The sequence below is a fragment of the Proteus sp. FME41 genome, assembly GCF_014897315.1.
Classification (GTDB): Bacteria; Pseudomonadota; Gammaproteobacteria; order Enterobacterales; family Enterobacteriaceae; genus Proteus.
This window is the reverse complement of sequence record NZ_JABUYL010000027.1, coordinates 1-21,667: the sequence shown is the minus strand read 5'-3', so window position 1 is coordinate 21,667 and position 21,667 is coordinate 1. Positions and strand designations below refer to the sequence as shown.

General features: G+C 38.8%; 16 protein-coding genes and 1 pseudogene. 12 read left to right on the top strand and 5 right to left on the bottom strand.

The window, feature by feature from the left end:
- Positions 1–58: 58 nt before the first annotated feature.
- On the top strand, positions 59–568 hold the full coding sequence (locus INT04_RS17505) for a YgjV family protein (RefSeq protein ID WP_193017367.1): 510 nt from the start codon (positions 59–61) through the stop codon (positions 566–568).
- 79 nt (positions 569–647) lie between these two features.
- Here the strand turns inward: INT04_RS17505 and kdgR are convergent, their stop codons facing one another.
- Positions 648–1,469: a DNA-binding transcriptional regulator KdgR gene (gene kdgR, locus INT04_RS17500; RefSeq protein ID WP_193017366.1), complete on the bottom strand. Its 822-nt coding sequence runs from the start codon at positions 1,467–1,469 to the stop codon at positions 648–650.
- 421 nt (positions 1,470–1,890) lie between these two features.
- Here kdgR and INT04_RS19395 point away from each other — a divergent pair.
- The 6 genes and pseudogenes from INT04_RS19395 to INT04_RS17475 form a co-directional block, all read left to right on the top strand.
- Positions 1,891–2,805, top strand: a pseudogene (locus INT04_RS19395) (sugar kinase); the annotation flags it as partial.
- Positions 2,800–3,471 (top strand): bifunctional 4-hydroxy-2-oxoglutarate aldolase/2-dehydro-3-deoxy-phosphogluconate aldolase, encoded by a 672-nt coding sequence (locus INT04_RS19390; protein WP_319022976.1) that lies wholly within the window; start codon positions 2,800–2,802, stop codon positions 3,469–3,471. The pseudogene INT04_RS19395 and the gene INT04_RS19390, both read left to right, overlap by 6 nt.
- A gap of 34 nt (positions 3,472–3,505) precedes the next feature.
- Complete coding sequence (locus INT04_RS17490; protein WP_193017364.1) at positions 3,506–3,979, top strand: YhcH/YjgK/YiaL family protein; 474 nt, start codon at positions 3,506–3,508, stop codon at positions 3,977–3,979.
- 340 nt (positions 3,980–4,319) lie between these two features.
- The gene (locus tag INT04_RS17485) at positions 4,320–5,330 is read left to right on the top strand and encodes a TRAP transporter substrate-binding protein (RefSeq protein ID WP_193017363.1); all 1,011 of its coding nucleotides are present in this window, start codon (positions 4,320–4,322) and stop codon (positions 5,328–5,330) included.
- Between the two features lie 52 nt (positions 5,331–5,382).
- A complete protein-coding gene (locus tag INT04_RS17480; protein WP_193017362.1) occupies positions 5,383–5,943 on the top strand; it encodes a TRAP transporter small permease in 561 nt (186 codons plus the stop codon).
- Positions 5,944–5,945: 2 nt separating this feature from the next.
- Entirely contained in the window at positions 5,946–7,253 is a 1,308-nt protein-coding gene (locus tag INT04_RS17475) for a TRAP transporter large permease (RefSeq protein ID WP_193017361.1), read from the top strand.
- 151 nt (positions 7,254–7,404) lie between these two features.
- Here INT04_RS17475 and INT04_RS17470 read toward each other — a convergent pair whose 3' ends face one another.
- Positions 7,405–8,721 carry a sodium-dependent transporter gene (locus tag INT04_RS17470; RefSeq protein WP_193017360.1) on the bottom strand — a complete coding sequence of 439 codons (1,317 nt, stop codon included), beginning with the start codon at positions 8,719–8,721 and terminating at the stop codon, positions 7,405–7,407.
- Here INT04_RS17470 and INT04_RS17465 point away from each other — a divergent pair.
- Together INT04_RS17465 and fdhF are read left to right on the top strand one after the other, a co-directional pair.
- Positions 8,689–8,958: a hypothetical protein gene (locus INT04_RS17465; protein WP_193017359.1), complete on the top strand. Its 270-nt coding sequence runs from the start codon at positions 8,689–8,691 to the stop codon at positions 8,956–8,958. The genes INT04_RS17470 and INT04_RS17465 overlap by 33 nt on opposite strands.
- 371 nt (positions 8,959–9,329) lie before the next feature.
- Entirely contained in the window at positions 9,330–11,498 is a 2,169-nt protein-coding gene (gene fdhF / locus INT04_RS17460) for a formate dehydrogenase subunit alpha (protein ID WP_193017358.1), read from the top strand.
- An 87-nt stretch (positions 11,499–11,585) separates the two neighbouring features.
- On the opposite strand, the gene fdoI is transcribed toward fdhF, so the two are convergent.
- Genes fdoI through fdnG form a run of 3 tightly spaced genes read right to left on the bottom strand, consistent with a single transcriptional unit; the run spans position 11,586 to position 16,229 of the window.
- Positions 11,586–12,245, bottom strand: coding sequence for a formate dehydrogenase cytochrome b556 subunit (gene fdoI, locus INT04_RS17455; protein ID WP_193017382.1), 660 nt, complete (start codon positions 12,243–12,245; stop codon positions 11,586–11,588).
- Positions 12,242–13,171, bottom strand: a complete 930-nt coding sequence (gene fdxH, locus INT04_RS17450) for a formate dehydrogenase subunit beta (protein WP_193017357.1) — start codon at positions 13,169–13,171, stop codon at positions 12,242–12,244. Before fdxH ends, fdoI begins: the two co-directional genes overlap by 4 nt.
- 10 nt (positions 13,172–13,181) lie before the next feature.
- Positions 13,182–16,229, bottom strand: coding sequence for a formate dehydrogenase-N subunit alpha (gene fdnG, locus INT04_RS17445; protein ID WP_193017356.1), 3,048 nt, complete (start codon positions 16,227–16,229; stop codon positions 13,182–13,184).
- Between the two features lie 755 nt (positions 16,230–16,984).
- On the opposite strand from fdnG, the gene INT04_RS17440 reads away from it, so the two are divergent.
- The 3 genes from INT04_RS17440 to INT04_RS17430 are packed head-to-tail and all read left to right on the top strand — an operon-like array spanning position 16,985 to position 21,517.
- Positions 16,985–19,702, top strand: coding sequence for a DUF2345 domain-containing protein (locus INT04_RS17440; protein WP_193017355.1), 2,718 nt, complete (start codon positions 16,985–16,987; stop codon positions 19,700–19,702).
- Positions 19,703–19,715: 13 nt separating this feature from the next.
- Positions 19,716–21,113 (top strand): phospholipase D-like domain-containing protein, encoded by a 1,398-nt coding sequence (locus tag INT04_RS17435; protein ID WP_193017354.1) that lies wholly within the window; start codon positions 19,716–19,718, stop codon positions 21,111–21,113.
- A 26-nt stretch (positions 21,114–21,139) separates the two neighbouring features.
- The gene (locus tag INT04_RS17430) at positions 21,140–21,517 is read left to right on the top strand and encodes a phospholipase D-like domain-containing protein (protein WP_226894162.1); all 378 of its coding nucleotides are present in this window, start codon (positions 21,140–21,142) and stop codon (positions 21,515–21,517) included.
- The last annotated feature ends 150 nt before the right edge of the window (positions 21,518–21,667 follow it).

The window sequence follows — 21,667 nt, the reverse complement described above, 5'->3', positions numbered from 1 at the left end:
TTGTTGAAGAGGGCGCCCAAAGGCGCCTTTTTTTATTGAGCTTGGAAAAGGAGGTTGCATGTTTTTTGACGATTATTGGTTTGCCCAAGGTATTGGTGTTCTGGGTTGCCTTATTGGTGCAACCGCCTTTATGCAACGACAAGATAGCAAACTTAGGTTTCAGCTCACGCTCAATGGCCTCGTGATGTCCCTTCATTTCTTTTTAATCGGCTCAACGGTAGGCGCCATTAACTGTTTACTTTGTGCAATCCGAAATTGGGTATCGGGCTATTCGCGTAATATTGGGATCATGTTGATCTTTATTGCTTTAGCATGGTTTTTAGTGATCCCCCAAATTATACATCCCATACAAATATTAACGTTATTTGCGACAACATTAACAACCTATGCGCTATTTCGTTTTCACGGCATTGTGCTCAGGTTATGTATGTTGACCAGTACCTTATGTTGGTTAACACATAATATTTGGGCAGGTTCAATAGGTGGAATGATACAAGAAAGCCTTTTTTTGGTTGTGAATAGCCGAACTATTTTTAAACTGTATAAAGCAAAGTTACAGATCCCTTAATAATAACCAGTAAATAAAAAAATCCATCAATATAAAATTAATGGATTTTCTATTATAAACAAATTATTAGAAGTGGATTTTAAATGTTTTCAGCAATTACATCGGTGTCTATATCGCTAAATGGATAATCGTGAAAACCTAATCCTGAGGAAATATTGGCCGCCGCTTCATGTAATTGTGCAATTAATACTTTTTTGTTTTCTTCTTGGAAGCGAATTAAAGGAAGTGATAAAGAGAGCCCGGCAATAATTCTTCCCATACGACTATAAATTGGCACAGCAAAACAACGTAAACCGTGTTCCATTTCTTCTTTATCTTCTGCATAACCTTGTTTACGTACTTGTTCTAATTCTACAAGTAACGCATCAATATCTTTTAGGGTGTATTTTGTAAAAGGTTCAAACGTTACGTTAGCCAGAATTGCACGAATTTCTGTTTCAGGTAACCAAGCTAACATGATTTTACCTAACCCCGTGCTGTAAAGTGGGCGACGGCGACCGATACGAGAATACATCTGTAAATTATATTCAGAATCGATTTTATGTAGGTAAACAATACTGTCTTCGTCTAATGTCCCCAGATGTAATGTTTCTTTAGTCCGTTTTCCAAGGCGATACATTTGCTCATCGGCCAGTTTAATTAAATCTTGGTTTTCGAGTGCCTTAGCGCCTAACTCAAATAATTTTAAGTTAAGAGAATATTTATCTGTTTCCCCTTCTTGGGATACATATCCTAACGTTTTCATCGTTTGTAAAAAACGATAGACGGTGCTTTTAGACATCATGATCCGCAAGGATAACTCTGTCACACCAATCACTTTTTCCTCGCCAAGTGCTTGTAATATAGCGAATACTTTGAGTACAGAGGAAACTGAATCAGGAGTGTTTTCTATTTCAGACATTGTGAGTCCTAAAAAATGATTTATTGTTTCATTATATTTGAAATGCCACAAAAATTATAGTGATTAACGATGATGATTCAATAAGGCTAACGATTTTTCATCATGTAACGTGTTGCTAATCACAGTATTTTTAAACAAAAAACATCTAAATTTGATGTTTTTTATATGTGTATCGCGTTGAATTTAAAGTAGATAGAGATAAATAACTGCCATGGTTTTGCATATGCTATTGGGTATTTGAACACCTGATAATATGATGAGTACTTTATGGCTTTTTATGGATCTTATTTAAACTTACTTTTCATACATTTTGAAAACAGTGACAATATCACAAAATTAATGAAATGTTGTTTTAAATCTTTTTAATTGAATCGATTTAAAATAAAATGACATTACTGCTAATGTGAAAATGGAAAGCGCTATGGCTATCAATGTGGCTGTTATTGGCGAATGTATGATTGAACTATCTGAAAATCAGGCGAATATTGTGCGCCATTTTGGAGGAGATACTCTTAATACTGCTGTTTATTTGACTCGCGCAAATCCTAATTTATCTGTTCATTATGTCAGTGCGTTAGGTACAGATTCAATGAGTAGTGCCATGTTAGAGCAATGGCAAAAAGAAGGTGTACATACTGAATTAGTCCAGAGATTAGATAATAAATTACCCGGACTTTATCTTATTGAAACGGATACCGAAGGAGAACGCACTTTCCATTATTGGCGTAACGACGCCGCCGCACGATATTGGTTACAAACGCCAGAAGCCCCTCTTGTTTTTCAACGATTACTTGATTTCGATTACCTCTATTTAAGTGGCATCAGCTTAGCGATTTTATCACCTGAAGACAGAGCATTACTTTTACAACACTTGATCAAGTGTCGGGAAAAAGGTGTGAAAATTGCCTTTGATAATAACTATCGACCAAGGTTATGGGAAAGCCTCGATGCCGCGCAAAAAACCTATCAAGCTATTTTGTCATTAACTGACCTTGCTTTTCTCACATTAGATGATGAGTTTCTTCTTTGGGGGGATAGTGAGGAAACACAATGCGTGTCTAGAGCGATTAAATTTGGGGTTGGAGAAATCGTGATTAAAAAAGGCGCAGAGCCTTGCCGGATTATACAGCAAGAGCATTGTGATGAAGTTCCCGCTCTTAAACTTGATAAGCAAAATGTGATTGATACAACCGCCGCCGGTGACTCATTCAGTGCGGGTTATCTTGCTACACGTTTGGCTGGAAAATCAGTAATTGAATCGGCACATTATGCGCACTTACTTGCAAGTACGGTTATTCAACATCGTGGCGCGATTATTCCGTCAACCTCGATGCCACATTTTTCGATAAACACATCCCCTATTCACTTAACGAGATACTCTATGTCAACACTCCTTGAACAACTTACGACACTAAAAATTATTCCTGTTATTGCGATTAACAATGCGGACGATGTGGTTGCATTGGGTAAAGCATTGGTTGAAAACGGTATGCCTAGTGCTGAGATAACCTTTCGTACTCCTGCGGCCGCAGAGGCTATTCGTCAATTAAGAGTGGCGTTTCCTAATATGATCATCTGTGCGGGTACAGTATTAACAAAAGCTCAGGTTGATCAGGCTATTGAAGCTGGGGCTGATTTTATTGTCAGTCCAGGGTTTAACCCTCGAATTGTGCAGTATTGCCAACAACGTAATATTCCTATTATTCCGGGTATCAATACGCCAAGTTTAGTGGAAGAAGCTATGGCGCTAGGGTTAAGTGTATTGAAGTTTTTCCCCGCAGAATTATCCGGTGGTATTGCCATGCTTAAGGCGTTGAGTGCTGTTTATCCGGTTTCTTTTATGCCAACAGGCGGCGTAAATCCGAATAATGTGAAAGATTATCTTGCATTGCCTCGTGTGTTTGCTTGTGGCGGTACATGGATGGTGCCTTCAAATCTTATTGATAATCAAGAATGGGACAAAATAGGGGCACTTGCGAAAGAAGCAATGGCAGCGTTGTAATTAAATTTAAAGATACATTAAAGAGGATAAGCAGATGATCATTGGAAACTTAAAACAACTTGATGCGACGATGTTACCCCCTGCATTATTAAAGTTACTCACTCAAGATGAATTATCGTTAAATGAGCTACAAGAGAAAAATGAAGGAATATATAACATTATTAATAATGATGTTTTTTATATTATTTCTACGCCAACCACTGATCGTGAAGAAAATTTAAAAAGTGAGTTTCATGATCATTATCTTGATATTCAAGTGGTACTTAAAGGTCAAGAGATGATTTCTACAAGTACAACGGTTACTTATCCTCATCAATATCAAGAAACAAAGCCAGATTTAATTTTTTTAGATAATCCACCAATAACGACACGCTTATTATTAGATGCTGGGGATTTTGCGATTTTCTATCCCGGTGAAGTTCATCGGCCAACATGTCAGGTTAATACCTCACAAAAAATAAAAAAAGCCGTTTTTAAAATAAGTAAAACATGGTTGGCCGCGCAGTAATAACAATTCGAATGTTCCTCCTATTATTTCTGTCTCTAAACATGATTATCGACTCCTGACTTGTTTGATTAGTAGTCGATAATTCAGGTTTAAAGAGATTTAATAGTGGATGCTTTAAATCTTATTTTCTTTTTTTCTACAATTTAATTATCTTTGATTTTAAAATTAATACTTATTTTTTAATGTGTTATAGAAATATTTAAAGTGTAATTTTAAAAATGGTCGTCTATTTTCAAAAAATAGGAACGCCATTTCATTTTCTTGAATCTGATCACTGAAATAGAGTGAAATTCAAGTAGCATAAACGCAATCAAAATACGCAAACCCATAAGGGGTTCACATGCATACAATGAATGTTTTGCCTAAGTTATCTCTTATCAGCACCGTTGTAGCCGCTAGTCTTTTTTTAGCGGGATGTGGTGAAGACGACAAAACAGATAGTCCAGTCATTTTGAAAACCGCGTTTAACCAATCTGAAAATAATCCTCAATACAAAGCATTGGAAGATTTCAGCCAAAAGTTAGAGGCAGCAACAGGTGGTAAATATAAACTTGAAATTCATCCCAATGAATTATTGGGTGATCAGCGTGCAGCGCTTGAATTAGTTCAATCAGGGGCGATTCAATTAGCGGTGGTTGCCAATCCTTTAGTTGAAAACTACAACAAAAACTTCTCTGTTTTAGCAATGCCGTATATTTATAACGATTCAGAACATCAGAGAAAAGTGTTTACAGGTGATGCGTTAGATGGGCTCTTTAGCGCAACTAAAGGAAATGGTTTTGAGGTAATTACGGCCTATACTGCTGGTGCTCGTAGTATGTATGTGAAAGGAACCCCTGTTAAAACCCCCGAGGATATGAAAGGAAGAAAAATCCGTGTCATGCAATCTGACACCATGGTGAAAATGTTGTCTTGCATGGGAGGAACGGGTGTCCCTATGGGACAAGGCGAGGTTTATTCCGCTATCCAACAGGGTGTACTTGATGGTGCTGAAAATAATGAAATTACGTATGCTGATCTAAAACAGTATGAAGTGGCACCTAGTTTCTCTTATACCCGCCATGTCATGGTTGCCGATTTACTGATAGCCAATGAAGCATTTTTAAATAAGATGAGCCCTGAAGATCAGGCCACTTTCCGTAAGCTAGCCAAAGAGAGTACCGTTACTGAGTTTACTCTATTTAACCAAGCATTAGACACCGCTCGACAATCTGCCATTAGCCAAGGTGCTACTTTTACTGAGGTTGATATTAAGCCGTTCCAAGAGCGTTGTAAGCCTCTACAAGAATCGATGCTGACCACACCAGAGCAGAAAGATATCTACAATAAGATCCGCGCATTAGCCAACTAATACCGTTTGTTGCAAGGGGCTAAATTTTAGCCCCTCTTATAAGGATCAATCAATGGAACCTTCAGAGAAATCATCCTCTTTAAATGACCCTAATACGCCTGTTGCTAAAAAGGATTTTTATACTTTTTTAACAAATGTTAAGCACAAAATAGATATTGTTGTTTCTTATTTCTGTATTTTTCTTGTGGGTTTAATGACGATATTGGTGACTTATCAAGTGGTAACTCGTTATCTCTTTAATGATCCGAGTGCTGTCAGTGAAGTCCTCTCTCGCTACCTATTTATTTGGTTGATTTTAATTGGCAGTGCTTATGTTTTTGGGCTGCGTGAACATATTGCTATTACATTTATGCGTGATCGCATGTCGCATAATGTCCGTATTTATCTTGAAATTTTAAGTGAGTTAGCCACGACGGCTTTTGTATTATTAGTGCTCACTATCGGTGGTTACATTGGTATGAGTCGCCAAATGGGACAACTTGATTCTGCATTACAAATTCCTATCGGCGTGATTTATGCTGCCATACCTATAAGCGGTATTTTATCTGTTTTTTATTGCTTATATAACCAATATGGATTGGTTAAACAACTTTCTTTAAAGCAAAAGGTGTAACCATGGATATTGCAATTGTTGTTGCCCTAGTCATGTTTATCGGTGCATTCCTCCTGTTGTTTATTGGGACACCCATCAGCGTCAGTATTGGATTGTCTTCTTTTTTCGCCATGGCAATGATATTGCCTTTTGATGGTGCTATTTTAACCTCGGCTCAACGTGTTTTTGTGGGGTTAGACTCTTTTGCACTTTTAGCGATCCCCTTCTTTATTTTGGCGGGTAATTTAATGAATAACGGCGGTATCGCGATTCGTTTAATTAACTGCGCTAAATTAGTCAGTAATTTTTTACCAGGGCCTCTAGCTCAGACTAACGTTGTTGCCAATATGCTGTTTGGTTCAATCAGTGGCTCGGGTGTTGCTTCTGCGGCAGCGATTGGTGGCATTATGTCTCCAATCCAAAAGAAAGAAAATTACGATCCTGCTTTTAGTGCGGCGGTTAATATTGCTTCAGCGCCTACAGGAATGTTAATTCCACCGAGTAATACACTCATTGTTTATGCCACTGTTGCAGGAAGTGTGTCGATTACTGCGCTGTTTATGGGCGGATATATTCCTGGTATTTTGTGGGGACTGGGTGTGATGTTAGTGGCAGGTTTTATTGCCAAACGTCGTGGTTATGTTGCTGAAAAGCGCACAATGAAAGGGCAAGCATTTAAACTTATTCTTGATGCTATTCCTAGCTTAATGATGATTGTCGTTGTGATAGGCGGTATTCTCGGCGGGATATTTACAGCAACAGAAGCTTCTGCTATTGCTGTTGTGTATTCCATGATCTTAGGTATGTGCTATAAAAATATCAAAATAAATCACCTACCTGCGATTTTCTTAGCGACAGCAAAAATGACCGCTATTGTTATTTTGATGTTAGCAACCTCATCGATTATGTCTTGGGTAATGGCATTTACCAAAATACCTGCAATTATTGCCTCAGGATTGCTCTCTTTCACAGATAGCTTTTTAGTTATCTTACTGATTATGAATATCGTTTTATTGTTGGTGGGAACCTTTATGGACCCTACACCCGCAGTATTAATTTTCACTCCAATCTTCTTACCAATTTGCACACAATTTGGAATGGACCCTGTTCAGTTTGGTATCATGATGGTATTTAATCTGTCATTAGGTACGATTACACCGCCGGTTGGGCCTATTTTATTTACAGGTTGTAAGATAGGGGAAATTAAGATTGAAGGTGTGATTAAACCATTATTGCCTTTCTTCGCCGTTATCATTCTGGTGCTGTTATTAGTGACCTATATTCCTGCAATTTCAATGTTCTTGCCTCAAGCAATGGGATTGGTTGGGTAATATTGATAAAACTGCTAGGGGAAAAAAGTAATATAAAGTATCCAAAATAAAACAAGCCTGATCATAAAAAGGCTGTTATAAAACAAGAAAAAAGAGAGGGTCATTTGACCCTCTCTTTATGTTTAATAAGCTGTTTTTATCGGGGATCTGTTTAGCCAATCAATCCATGAATTAAAATAATACCGATACAAATTGGACCAATATAACGCCAAACCAATAATAAGCATTGGCGTTTTACTCCTGAGATATTTTCAGGGATCAAGGCATTGGCTCTACGTGACCAACCGAAAATTAAACACATCGCAATACCAAATAACGGCATTAAAATATTGGAAGTCAGATAATCTAATAAATCAAAGATTGTTTTACCCCCTAATGTCACATCACTCATTGGGCCAAATGATAATGAAACGGGAATGCCCATCAGCATAATTGAAGCGGTAACGACTAATCCTGCACGACGACGTGTCCACTGAAAACGCATCTGTACATAAGCTACAATATGCTCAAGTAATGAAATCGCAGAGGTTAATGCTGCCATTAATAACAGAACAAAGAAGGTGACGGCTAAAATATTACCACCGGGTAAGTTAGCAAAATAAACCGGCATGGTCATAAAGGTTAAACCTGGGCCTGCATTTGGCTCTAAACCTGCCGCAGATAACGCAGGAAAAATCATTAATCCTGCTAATACACACACCATACAAGACAGAATAACCACCCACATACTGGAATTGGCGATACCTTTATTATCTGCTAAATAAGCACTGTAAGTGATATGAATACCTAAACCGATAGACAGTGAGAAGAAGGCTAATCCCAACGCATCTAACACCCCTTGTGGCGTTAATTTACTGAAATCAGGGTATAAGAATAATTTTAAACCTTCCGATGAACCGGGTAAGCTGATACCCACGATAATCAATAAAATCATAATGATAAATAACATTGGCATCATGATTTTGACGGCTTTTTCTAATCCGCGTTGTACACCAGCTAACACCACAAAACAGGTTAAAGCGGCAAAGGTGAGGTGAGCAAGGATGGGCCATAAAGGATCGCTAATAAAGCGGGTAAAAATACCCGTTAATTCAGTGCTATCTGTAATATTCAACTGACCTGTTGCCGCCATAACGGTATAGCCAATTGTCCATCCCCCCACAACACTGTAAAAGCTATAAATACACCAAGAACTGAAGACACCAATAACACCGATGATGACCCAGTTGCGTCCCATCATTTTTTTAAAGGCATTCACGGCTTCAGCGTGTGTGCTACTGCCTAAGATATTTTCCGCCAGTAATACCGCAAGTCCGATAACAAAACTAAATAATAAAAAGACAATTAAAAATGCCCCTCCACCATTATTGGCAGCGACATAAGAAAACTTCCAGATTGCGCCAATACCGATTGCAGAGCCTGCGGCTGCTAAGATATGGCCTACACGAGATGTCCATTGTTGGCTCATTTTGCCCCCGACATGATTGAATTAATTATGGAGGCTATCGCCATGCTCTGGCTTATTGGTAAGGCGTTATTGCCCATCATCCTTATGGTAAAACTTAACATGATAGAAACTCCCCTAAAAAACGGTTCCACCAGTTGGGGCACAATAAAAAAGCCACCTGACTGGTGGCTTTTGCAAAAAAATGAATGTGCTAAGCCACCTAACGAAGAAGTAGTAGGCCTAGGAGTCGGTTGTTAGTGTTTATATTCATTCTTTTGCTCTTTATTGAAATTGAAATAATTGCAATGCAGTGTAAAAAATCACTTACAAAATGCGCATTTATTATTTATATCATAAATACAAACTAAATAAATAATTTTTATTGAAATTCTATATTAATTTATTCTTGTAATGGTCTCTGCGGTGCCAATGATAAAAAAGTATTTAGTCATAATATAAACCTTCTTTTTAGCCAGTCAGCATCGGCAAAAATGTCGAAACACTAATTAAATATTATTTTATTTCTCATATCCTATTGATTAGTAATTTAAAATTACTTGGCATAATTCGTGCTTGGTTAAAGGTTCTTTATGACTCTTTTACTCCCTAGTTAGGGGAAAGGATATCAAATGAACAAAATCAACTCCGTTTGTCCTTATTGTGGCGCTGGCTGCAAAATCAATCTCTGTGTCGAAAATGGTCGCATAATCAAAGCTGAAGGCGCCAATGGTGTCACCAATCAAGGAGAACTTTGCTTAAAAGGACTCTATGGTTGGGATTTTTTAAATGACAATAAATTGCTGACAGCCAGAATTCATGAACCCATGATCCGCCGACAAAAAGGAGGTGATTTTGAAAAAGTGAGTTGGGATGAAGCCATTAGTTATACGGCTAAAAAACTGAAAGAAATCAAAGAAAAACACGGTGCAAAATCCATCATGTGTACCGGCTCTTCTCGTGGTACAGGGAATGAAACTAACTTTGTAATGCAAAAATTTGTCCGTGCGGTATTAGGTAATAATAATGTCGATTGCTGTGCGCGTGTTTGTCATGGCCCTTCTGTTGCGGGCTTACAAGAAACACTCGGCAACGGTGCTATGAGCAACTCGATTGCGGATATTGAAGATTCAGATTGTTTATTAGTTTTTGGCTATAACTGTGCCGATTCTCATCCTATTGTGGCGCGTCGTGTGGTTAAAGCGAAACAAAAGGGTGCCAAAATCATTGTTTGTGATCCTCGTAAAATAGAAACCGCTAAAATTGCTAACCAATATTTGCCGTTAAAAAATGGGACAAATATGGCGTTAGTTAATGCGTTTGCATATACGCTGATTGAAGAAAATCTTTATGATACAGACTATGTTAGCCGCTATACCGAAGGCTTTGAGGAATATAAAAAGCAATTAGCAGACTATAGCCCTGAAGCAGTACAAGACATTGTCGGTATCCCAGCCATCGAGATTCGTAAAGCAATGCGCACTTATGCGGGCGCTAAAACTGCCACTATTATGTGGGGCATGGGGGTAACACAATTTGGTCAGGCGGTTGATGTCGTCAAAGGTTTATCTGGTCTTGCATTATTAACGGGTAATTTAGGTAAACCGCATGTTGGTGTAGCGCCAGTCCGTGGACAAAATAATGTTCAGGGTGCGTGTGATATGGGTGTTTTACCCAACATGTTCCCAGGTTATCAATATGTCACCGATGAAGAAACACGTAAAAAATTTGCTCAAGCATGGAATATCCCTGTTGAACAGCTTGACCCCGAAGTGGGATATCGTATTACCGAAGTGCCGCATTTAGCCATTGAAGGCAAAGTAAAAGCGTATTACATCATGGGTGAAGATCCTCTCCAAACAGAAGCAGATTTAGGGCTAGTGAGAAAAGGCTTTGAAGCCCTCGATTTTGTCGTGGTTCAAGATATTTTTATGACCAAAACTGCAGAGCAGGCCGATGTAATTTTACCTTCAACCAGTTGGGGTGAACACGGCGGTATCTTTACGTGTGCCGATAGAGGTTTTCAACGTTTTGAAAAGGCTATTGAAGCGCGTGGTAATGTAAAACGTGACTGGGAAATCATTAGCTTATTAGCCACCGAAATGGGTTATCCGATGTCTTATGCGGATAATGAAGAGATTTGGAATGAAGTCAGAGCATTATGCCCACTGTTCTTTGGTGTTACTTATGAAAAACTGGCGGGTTTAGCGCATATTCAATGGCCTTGCACTGATATCGAAGATGCAGGAACACCTTATTTATATTCAGGTAATCAATTCACCACACCATCAGGAAAAGGGCAGCTATTTGCTACACCATGGCGAGCACCGGCTGAATTGCCGGATGCAGATTATCCAATGATTTTATCTACAGTACGTGAAGTGGGGCATTACTCTTGTCGTTCCATGACGGGTAACTGTAAAGCCTTGGCATCACTTGCAGATGAACCCGGCTATGTTCAAGTTCACCCTGAAGTGGCTAAAGAAGCAGGCATTGGCGATCAGGAAATTGTTTGGGTTGAATCGCGTCGAGGCAAAGTCATGTCTCGTTGTAATGTGAATGAGACAATTAATAAGCAAGCGATTTATATGACTTATCAATGGTGGATTGGGGCATGTAATGAATTGACGCAAGATAATCTTGATCCTGTTTCAAAAACGCCAGAAACCAAATATTGTGCGGCGAAAGTAATAAAAATTGCAGATCAAAAATGGGCGGAAAGCCAAGTTTCTCAACACTATCATTCAATGCGAAGCCGTTTGATTAACTTAGTAGAGCAAGCAAAAACAGCGACACATTAAGTCATGCTGTTTATTAAAAAGAGAAATGGAGGCGCTTAGGCCTCCATTTTTTTCTCACATCTATTTTATAGAAACAAAAGCAGTGTATTATTTTTGGTTTAATTTGCTTTCTGCTTCTTTTTTCTCTTCTTCTAAGATCTCACGATACCAACGAGGGTGATGTTTTTTAGCCCAACCACGAGTTACCCAACCTTCGATCATGCTACGAATAGATCCTTTCACCCAGAATGCGGCATAAGCATGAACAAATACCGTAATGATAAGCAAAATAGCGGACACTGAGTGAGCCAATAAGGCAATACGAATAACAGGGATAGAGAAATAGTCCGCAAAATAAGGACGCCAAATCATCACACCACTGACTGTAAGCACAATAAGGCTGATACTTAATGTCCAGTAAATGCCTTTTTGACCTAAGTTGTAATGGCCAATATCACCAGCCTCTTCGTTTTGTAGCACTTTATGAATATTTTTTGCCCACACTAAATCATCTTTATCAATAGAATTATATTTTAAATACCTGAAAAACATAAAAATAAAGAAAAAGACCATCGCGACACCTGCAAAAGGGTGCAGTAAGCGCGAAAGTTGTGGTGTTCCTAAAATATTCATAAACCAATTGAGTGAAGGGAAGAAAAACCCAAGGCCACTAAAGGTAGTAAAGATAAAGAAGATCGCCACAACCCAGTGATTAATACGCTCTGAGGCAGTATGACGAAGGATTTTATCACTTTTCTTCTTCATTATTTCTGCTCCTCTTTATTCACTGAATGTTGTGATGCTTCCATCTCTTTTTGTGCCTCTTCTTCATCTTCTTCGGTGGTGTGGTTAGGGCCAATACCTAAGTAATGGAACATTGCGCCTGCAAAGGTGGCAGCAAAGCCGACAGCCGCTAATGGTTTCCAAATACCTTTCCAGAATTTTACTGTTGTGCTGATTTCTGGATTTTCAGGTAAGCCATGATATAAATTAGGTCTATCTGCGTGATGAAGAACATACATGACGTGTGTTCCGCCCACACCTTGAGGGTCATATAAACCCGCATTGTCATAACCGCGTGTATTCAGCTCTGCGACTCGTTCGTTAGCAAGATGCGTCATTGCTTCTTTAGAACCAAAGTGAATCGCCCCTGTTGGACAGGTTTTTACGCAGGCAGGCTCTTGACCTACTTCAACGCGATCAACACACAGCGTGCATTTATAAGCGCGATTATCTTCTTCATTAATGCGAGGAACATCGAAAGGACAGCCCGCAATACAATAACCACAACCAATACAATGTTCTGATTGGAAATCAACAATGCCGTTAGCATACTGAACAATGGCGCCTTCGGCTGGACAGGCTTTTAAACAGCCCGGATCAGCGCAGTGCATACAGCCATCTTTACGAATTAGCCACTCTAGCTTGCCGTTTTCCTCCACTTCAGAAAATCGCATTACTGTCCACGATTTAGCGGTTAAATCCATCGGGTTATCATAGATACCCACGTTAAGACCCACTTTATCGCGAATATCGTTCCATTCAGAACAGGCAACCTGACAGGCTTTACAGCCAATACAGGTCGTCACATCGATAAGCTTTGCCACTTCTTCTTTAAAATCACGTACCTGTGGTGCTGGTGTGAGGGAATTGGTAGCAGAGCGACGAATAATATCTTGAGATTGCAATGACATCAGTTTCCCCTTATGCCTTTTCGATATTGACTAAGAACGCCTTATATTCAGGAGTGAATGAGTTAGCATCACCCACAGACGGCGTTAATGTATTAGCAAGGAAACCTTTACGAGTTGCGCCCTCAAAGCCCCAGTGACACGGAATACCAATCGTATCGACCACTTTGCCATTAATGGTTAGCGGTCTAATACGCTTAGTTACTACGGCTTTGGCTTTGATATAGCCACGTTTAGCACTGACTTTAACTTCATCACCTTGAACAATGCCTTTGCGTGACGCAAGTTGTTCACCAATTTCAATAAATTGATCAGGTTGTGCAATGGCATTAATTAATGAGTGTTTTGTCCAGTGACGGAACAACTCAGTAATTGAGTAGGTTGTTGCCACATAAGGGAATTCATCTGCTTTACCTAAATGATCGGCATCATAGCTGTATAAACGTGCAACAGGATTACGAGAGACTTTCGGGTGCAAAATATTATCTTCGGTTGGCGATTCAAACGGTTCATAGAATTCAGGGAAAGGACCATCCGCCATTTTATCGACAGCAAATAAGCGACCCATACCTTCTGGCTGCATAATGAATGGGCCTACACCGCTATTAGGCGCTGCATTGCTATAGTCTGGCACATCAGGGCCAACCCATTGATTACCATTCCATTTGATAAGTTGACGTTTTTCATCCCAAGGCTGGCCTTGAGGATCAACCGATGCGCGGTTATATAGCACACGGCGGTTTTGTGGCCATGCAAAAGCCCAACCCGGAGTACAACCTAATCCCGATGGATCGGCATTATCGCGGTTTGCCATTTGGTTGCCTTTTTCAGTCCAGCAACCAGAGTAAACCCAACAGAAACTCGCCGTTGAACCATCTGATTTAAGCTGGTGGAAACCATCAAGTTGTTGTCCTTTTTTAAACAACAATTTGCCTGTTTCATCAACGATATCTTGCATCGCTTGACCATTCGCTTCTTTCGCCACTTCTTCTGGTTGTGGATCGTAAGGGTCAATATAATTCCAAGAAATATTCATGACAGGTTCAGGGCAAACACCGCCTTCTTCGCGATAAAGCTCGCGCAAGCGCATTAATAAATGGCCTAAAATTTTACCATCATGCCATGCTTGTGCTGGTGGTTTAGCGCCCGCCCAGTGCCATTGTAACCAGCGGCCTGAGTTTGCAATTGAGCCATTTTCTTCTGCAAAACACGATGAAGGTAAACGGAAAATTTCAGTTTGAATATCCGCAGGTGTGACGTCATTCATCTCACCGTGGTTTTGCCAGAAATTAGAGGATTCCGTCACTAAGGGATCAATGACAACCATATATTTCAATTTAGCTAATGCAGCACTGCATTTATTTTTATCGGCGAAGGCGGCTAATGGGTTAAAACCTTGAACGATATAGCCATTCATTTTACCCTCGATCATCAATTGGGTTTGCGCCATGATGTCGTAGCTTTTATCCCATTTTGGTAACCAGTGATAACCCCATTCGTTTTGTGCCGTTGCGTGCTCACCCCAGAAGCTTTTTAGTAAGCTAATAAAGAAATCAGGGGTTCTTTTCCAGTAGTTAACTTGGTCTGCAACCACGGTTTTTGGTGTAACTTGAGATAAATAAGTCTCTAACGATGTCTGTTTTTCATTAGGAAGCGGCATATAACCTGGTAGGTTTAATGATAATAAGCCCAGATCACTATAACCTTGGATATTCGAGTGTCCGCGTAACGCATTCACTCCCCCTCCTGGCATACCTACGTTACCCAATAGTAACTGGATCATACCTGCTGCACGGATAGTTTGAGCGCCACCTGTATGGTGTGTCCAACCTAAGGCATACAAAATGGTTGAGGTTCGGTTTTTGACGCTAGTAGAGGCAAGGGCTTCACAGATATAGATAAAGTCTTCTATCGGTGTGCCACAAAGTGTCGTGACGATTTCAGGGGTATAACGTGAGACATGGTGTTTTAACAGGTTCCACACACAGCGAGGGTGTTGCAGTGAGTTATCTCTTAATGCTAAACCATTTTCATCCAGTTCATAGTGCCATGAAGTTTTATCATAGTTTTGATTTTCTTTATCAAATCCACTGAAAAGACCTTCATCAAAGCTAAAATCTTCACGCACAATTAAAGAAGCATTGGTATAAGCTTTCACATATTCGTGCTGAATTTTATCGTGTTCAATAAGGTAATGAATAACACCTAATAAGAAAGCAGTATCAGAGCCAGCACGAATAGGAGAGTAGAGATCGGCAACGGCTGCGCTACGGTTAAAGCGTGGATCAACCACGATAACTTTCGCATTATTTTTAATTTTAGCTTCGATAACCCACTTAAAACCCACTGGATGCGCTTCAGCAGGGTTACCCCCCATGACGAGCACAACGTTAGCGTTTTTAATATCAACCCAGTTATTGGTCATTGCTCCACGACCAAAGGTTGGCGCTAAGGCAGCAACGGTAGGCGCATGGCAAAGTCTTGCCTGACAGTCGATAGCAATCATGCCTAATGAGCGAGTAAATTTATTATCTAAAATTCCTGTTTCATTACTCGCCGCAGAGGAGCACAACATACCAGTTGTGAGCCAACGGTTAACTTCTTGCCCTTTTTCATTATGGGTCACAAAGTTTTCGTCGCGGTCTTTTTTCATCAGACGAGCGATTTTATCAATCGCTTCATCCCATGAAATACGTTCCCACTTATCAGAGCCAGGTTTACGATATTCAGGGTATTTTAGGCGATTTTCACTGTGAATATAATCAACAAGACCTGCACCTTTCGGGCATAAAGAGCCACGACTTACAGGGTGATCAGGATCGCCTTCAACGTGATAAATGCTTTTATCGACATTTTTTGCGCCATCCCCAAGGCTATACATTAAAATACCGCAACCCACGGAGCAGTAGGTACAGTTATTGCGGGTTTCAACCGAGCGTAATAATTTATATTGGCGAGCATTCGCAATAGATACTTCAGGTGCTAAGCCTAGTAATGCGGCAGATGTACCTGCCATACCGCCAGCACAGATCTTAAAGAAAGACCTCCGACTGATTTGCATCAGTGTCTCCTTGATAAATTGATAAATAACATCCGTACCGGGCGTTTAAAAAAACGTCCAGTAAAGATACGATTTCATTTTTCAATCATTCAAGACAGACCTGAGTATCGTTTTGTGAACTCAATGTGATGAACTACTACTTAAAATGACAAGGGAAATTATAACGAGTAAAAAAAATAAATCCATAGTAACAATATGGATAAATAATTGTATAAAAAATAACAAGATGAGATGAGATTACCGAAGGTCTATAACCTTTGATTCTTTTATGTACAGACTATCTGAAATGGGATTTTTATATAAAAATAAGGTACTGCTAATGTGGGTTAATTGGCTATTTTATTTTGCACTTTTATTGACTAAATAATAACTAAAATTAAATATTTTTTGTTTTAACTATCTTTGTTTGATCTGCTAAATAAAAACACACATGCAGTATCGCTTTCTCACTAAGAATATTTACTTAAAATAAATTTACTTATTTTAAGTGTGAGTAATAAGGTGATATTGCCATTTATCACTGATTTAATGATTATTTTCTAATACTATTCATTTAGTTGCGTCGTTATAACTGGTTGATATTATTTCATTATTGTTAATTTTATCTTTGAGTGGTGACGATAAAAATATTCTTTTTAAGAAAAGTGACATTGATTAATTTAAATACTAATATTAAATTTAATTTAACTAAATTGAGCGTGACGTAAGAAAGACTTTTATAGATTTTATTATTGAGCTTTATAAAGGGAATATTTATGAGCGTAATAGATATAGCAAAAGTAAATTTATCACATAATCGCTATCAGCTAGCCATAAAGGGCAATAATGTTCCTGTTGATGTAGACTGTTTTTCTGGTCACGAAGCGATTAGTGAAATTTATTCTTATCAGGTTACTTTTACTTGCCAAGATCACGATTTACAACCCGTAAATTTATTACGCAAAAGTACAACACTCACTTTTTTACCTCCCCCTAATATAGACAGCACGCTGATCCCATCACCCTTTGTAAAGCGTATTCATGGTGTAATAACGGACTTTCGACGTTTATCGGGCTCGCTGGATGAAGCGCGATATCAATTAGTTATTCAGCCTCGGTTTTCTCTATTACGTCATCAAATAAGAACGCATCGATTTTTTATTAATCTTTCAGTACCCAATGTTATAAAAAAAATTCTTGAAGAACATGGTTTTGAAAACTGGGAATATGAATTTACGCTTAAACATGAATATCCTAAGCGTGAGCAAATAAATCAAATTAACGAAAGTGACTTACAATTTATTGAGCGCTTATTAAGCGAGATAGGTGTTTTTTATACTTTTCAACTTCATAAAGAAACGCAAACGGAAGTTATTCATTTCGGGGATAGGCAAAGCCAATATCAATTTGAAAAACAACTTCCTCTTAATAGCCCATCAGGGATGAGTGATAGTGGTGTTGAAAGTGTTTGGGGATTATCTTTGCGCCATCAAGTGGTTGAACACAGTGTAATAACCAAAGATTACAACCCTCGTTTAGCACAAGATACATTAATCTCTGCCGTTTCTGATATGACAAGAGGTGAGGGTGACGAGAGTAACTATGGTGAGGTTTATCACTACCGAGCCCGCCATTTGACGCGAGGTGATAAGTTCACGCCAGATGCCGAAACGGCCAATTTTTGGGCGCGTTTAGATCATGAACGTTTTTTATCGCAACAGACACAATTAAAAGGTAAAAGTAGTGCACCCGATTTATCGCCATTATTGGTGTTAAATATTAAAGATAATCAACAACCCTCAACACTTCCCCTGATATTTCAATCTTCAATCTTATTAACAAAACTGTATTTTTCAGGGGGAAGAGACAACGCCTTACACGTTTCTTTTTCAGCGGTTCCTTACAGTGAAACCTTGTGTTGGCGTCCGAAATTAAAACCTCGTCCTGTGATTGCAGGCACTTTGATGGCTCGGGTATCAAGTGCGAAAGACAATGATATTTATGCCCATCAAAACGAGGATGGATATTATTGGGTTTGCTTCGATGCTGACCGTGATCATCATGAAAAGAAAACAGGCTATGAAAGTATGCCCGTTCGTTTGGCGAAACCTTATGCTGGTGATACCTATGGAATACATTTCCCTTTAATTCAAGGCACTGAAGTTGCCATTGCTTTCCATGAAGGTGATCCCGATCGTCCTTATATTGCCCATGCATTACACGACTCTCGTCATCCTGATCATATTACTGATAAAAATAACACTCGAAATATTATTCGCACGCCAACAAATAATAAATTGCGAATGGAAGATAAACGGGGTGAAGAACATATTAAATTAAGCACTGAATATGGTGGCAAAACACAACTTAATTTAGGTCATCTTGTTAATAAAGGGCGTGAAAAACGAGGTGATGGTTTTGAGCTACGTACAGATAGTTGGGGAGCTATTCGTGCAGGTAAAGGTCTTTTTATTAGTACCGATTTACGAGCAAAAGGCGTATCCGAACAACTTGATATTCGTGAAGCACAACAACAATTAGAAGATGCATTACGACTCGTCTCATCACTGAAGGATGCTGCTGAAATCGCCAAAGCAGAATTAGCCGATCTTGCGGCACAGCAAAAATTATTAAGCCAGTCGATTGATGAAATGAAGCAAGCCATCATGGTATTAAGTTCACCCATGGGTATTGCACTTACATCACCCAAAACGGTGCAATTAAGCAGTAATGAAAATATTACGATGTCGGCACAAAGGCAGACAGATATTTCTGTTGGTAAAAAAATTACTTTAGCAGCAGGTGAGGTGATTAGCTTATTTGCTCAACGAATGGGTATTAAGGCTTTTGCGGCGCAAGGGAAAGTCGAGTTACAAGCGCAAGGGGATGAGATGCATTTGTCTTCCTTAAAAGATATGACTGTGACAAGTCACGCAGGTAAAACCATTATTGCGGCAAAAGAAGAGTTATTATTGACCTGTGGTGGTGCATTTATTCGTTTAAAAGGGGGGCAAATTGAATACGGCAGCCCGGGTAATCAAACCGTTAAAGCGAGTAATTGGATTGTTGATGGCCCCGACCGTATGGATATCAATCACCCTAATTTTCCTCAATCGATACCCAAACAATCCCTTCGTTTCCAATTAAGTGCTTCACCATTAAGCCCAACCAAAGTCCGTGCATTCGAGCCTTATACGCTCTATGCCAATGGTGCGTTATTAACCAAAGGGCTAACGGATAAAAACGGTAATATTTTTATTGAACATGAAATTACCACTGAAAAATACCGTATTGAATTAATTGATGGCGAATGTTTTGACATCAATATCGTTAATGATGGGGAAGAGCGTGAGCAAGATGAAATTGCAAAACAAGGGTTTAGAACCCTAGCACCATCTTCACAAATGCTAAATAAGCAATATGCAGGCAGCACACATCAAAATATATTTCATCAATTACTCAATGAACTCCGATCAGGGAAGAGTAAAAAATAATAAAGGTGATGATATGACAAAAGAGACAACCTCACTAAAAACACCACAAATCATTAACTTGGTACCTTCTCAAGGTGCTTGTTCTGTCATCACAAATGAATGGTTTATTCGTAAAGGATATCCCCCAGTGGCTGCAGGATTTGCGCCTCTTATTAATGGTGAAAGAACGTTTAAAGCATTAGCCAATGCGATAAAGGGAGCCAATAAAAGTATTAATATTGCGATATGGGGATTTCAAGCCTCAATGTATTTGACTCGAACAGGAAAAAAAGAGAACTCTGAGCGAATTGGAGAACTACTGGACGATGCAGCCAAGCGTGGAGTTACCGTGCGACTTTTAGTCTGGTTTAGTGAACTAGGAAACCGATTTGATCCTCAATTCCCTGGTTGGGACGCATACAGTACAACTCGCACGGATAAAAATATTTTTGGTGAGTATGTTGATGGTTATGGCGCACAAGGAAAACGAGTTTCTTATGAAACTAAAAAAGATTATGAATATGATAAAAAGTGGCATTTTGACGTCAAACACCAAAATATAGGTTTAGATAAAAAAACAGGTCAGAAAAAACTATTTGTTGAACGTCGGGTTTTTAATTGGGGGAATGATAGGGCATCAGCTCAAGCCCAATTAGAAGAAAACTCGTTTAAAACATCAGGGATACATGAGTTTTTACTTTCTAATTTTCCTACGCATCACCAAAAGTTCGTTATTATTGATTATGAAGAAGCTGAAAATGCCGTTGGTTTTATTCTGGGGCACAATATGGTCTCAGGCTATTGGGATAATGATGCGCATGATGGTGTACGCAAAGAAGCATATGTAGGGCGAGATGGAGATAGACCGTGGCAAGATACATCATCGTGTGTTTGTGGCGGGGTGCTTGCTCATCTTTATCATAGTTTTGAGCACGCATGGATAAAAGATGTTGGTGCTGATTATGACTTAATGCAAGGTTCTGCAATTACAGCAGAAGATCATCAATTGAATTTGGCTCGAATGGAGGTGCTAAATAAAAAATTAGAATTAGACAGCCAATTTCCATTACAACCCACCATGGGACAAATATCCCGCACTCAACCTCAGTATCAAATATTTGAAGTTGAAGAAGTTTATAATAACGCTGTAGCTTTAGCGCGAAATTATATTTATATGGAAAACCAATATTTTCGTTATCCCCCTTTGGCTAAGAAACTAAAAGAAGCGGTTGAAGAAAGGCGAAAGGCTGGCTGTAAAAATCCGCTTTATCTATTTGTGGTTACCAATACAACAGCCCTTAAAGAAATGAAAGTGGGAAGTTTTAACACTTACCAAATGCTAGATGAATTAGAACGACCCGATTTAACGCCTAATTTCCATAGAAAAAGTAAAGGTCTTTCTAAGGAAGCTGAAGTAAAAGAAAAAAAATAGAAGGGTTAGAAACAGTAATTTGTACATTGGTTTCACCCAATCCAGATATAACACAAACATCTCTTTGGCAACCGACTTATGTTCATAGCAAAGTCTTAATGGTAGATGATGTTTTTATGACAATAGGTTCAAGTAATATTAATTATCGCAGTATGCGATTTGATAGTGAATTAAATATTAATTTACAAGATAGCGATTCAGTTGGATTTATTAAATCAATGCGAGAGTTTTTATGGCAACTACATACAGAAAAGATATTTAATAATATTAAAGCTACATTTAAAGGATGGCGAAATATCATTTTAAAAAATGAAGAAAATAGAAATAGTTTTCCTTCTAAAAAGCCTAAAGAATCACTAATTCAATTTTTAGATGAGAATAAATCATGGTCAAAGAAAGAATAATAAATAACTATCAATTTATTTTTATTGTAATCATTATCTTAAACTTATTTTCTATTTCTGGTTGTGGAGCAAAAAATAAAATGCATGATAACCTTAAAAATTTCCAATTTACTTGCCTTCATGAAGCGGATATTTTCCCGCCATTAGATC

What these genes read in the sequence shown, in the direction of transcription:
- fdhF (WP_193017358.1), top strand. Translation starts at nt 9,330, where the DNA reads ATGAACAAAATCAACTCCGTTTGTCCTTATTGTGGCGCTGGCTGCAAA.
- INT04_RS17485 (WP_193017363.1), top strand. Translation starts at nt 4,320, where the DNA reads ATGCATACAATGAATGTTTTGCCTAAGTTATCTCTTATCAGCACCGTT.
- INT04_RS17490 (WP_193017364.1), top strand. Translation starts at nt 3,506, where the DNA reads ATGATCATTGGAAACTTAAAACAACTTGATGCGACGATGTTACCCCCT.
- INT04_RS19390 (WP_319022976.1), top strand. Translation starts at nt 2,800, where the DNA reads ATGCCACATTTTTCGATAAACACATCCCCTATTCACTTAACGAGATAC.
- kdgR (WP_193017366.1), bottom strand. Translation starts at nt 1,469, where the DNA reads ATGTCTGAAATAGAAAACACTCCTGATTCAGTTTCCTCTGTACTCAAA.
- INT04_RS17505 (WP_193017367.1), top strand. Translation starts at nt 59, where the DNA reads ATGTTTTTTGACGATTATTGGTTTGCCCAAGGTATTGGTGTTCTGGGT.
- fdxH (WP_193017357.1), bottom strand. Translation starts at nt 13,171, where the DNA reads ATGTCATTGCAATCTCAAGATATTATTCGTCGCTCTGCTACCAATTCC.
- INT04_RS17435 (WP_193017354.1), top strand. Translation starts at nt 19,716, where the DNA reads ATGACAAAAGAGACAACCTCACTAAAAACACCACAAATCATTAACTTG.
- INT04_RS17465 (WP_193017359.1), top strand. Translation starts at nt 8,689, where the DNA reads ATGGCCTACACGAGATGTCCATTGTTGGCTCATTTTGCCCCCGACATG.
- INT04_RS17470 (WP_193017360.1), bottom strand. Translation starts at nt 8,721, where the DNA reads ATGAGCCAACAATGGACATCTCGTGTAGGCCATATCTTAGCAGCCGCA.
- INT04_RS17480 (WP_193017362.1), top strand. Translation starts at nt 5,383, where the DNA reads ATGGAACCTTCAGAGAAATCATCCTCTTTAAATGACCCTAATACGCCT.
- INT04_RS17440 (WP_193017355.1), top strand. Translation starts at nt 16,985, where the DNA reads ATGAGCGTAATAGATATAGCAAAAGTAAATTTATCACATAATCGCTAT.
- INT04_RS17475 (WP_193017361.1), top strand. Translation starts at nt 5,946, where the DNA reads ATGGATATTGCAATTGTTGTTGCCCTAGTCATGTTTATCGGTGCATTC.
- fdnG (WP_193017356.1), bottom strand. Translation starts at nt 16,229, where the DNA reads ATGCAAATCAGTCGGAGGTCTTTCTTTAAGATCTGTGCTGGCGGTATG.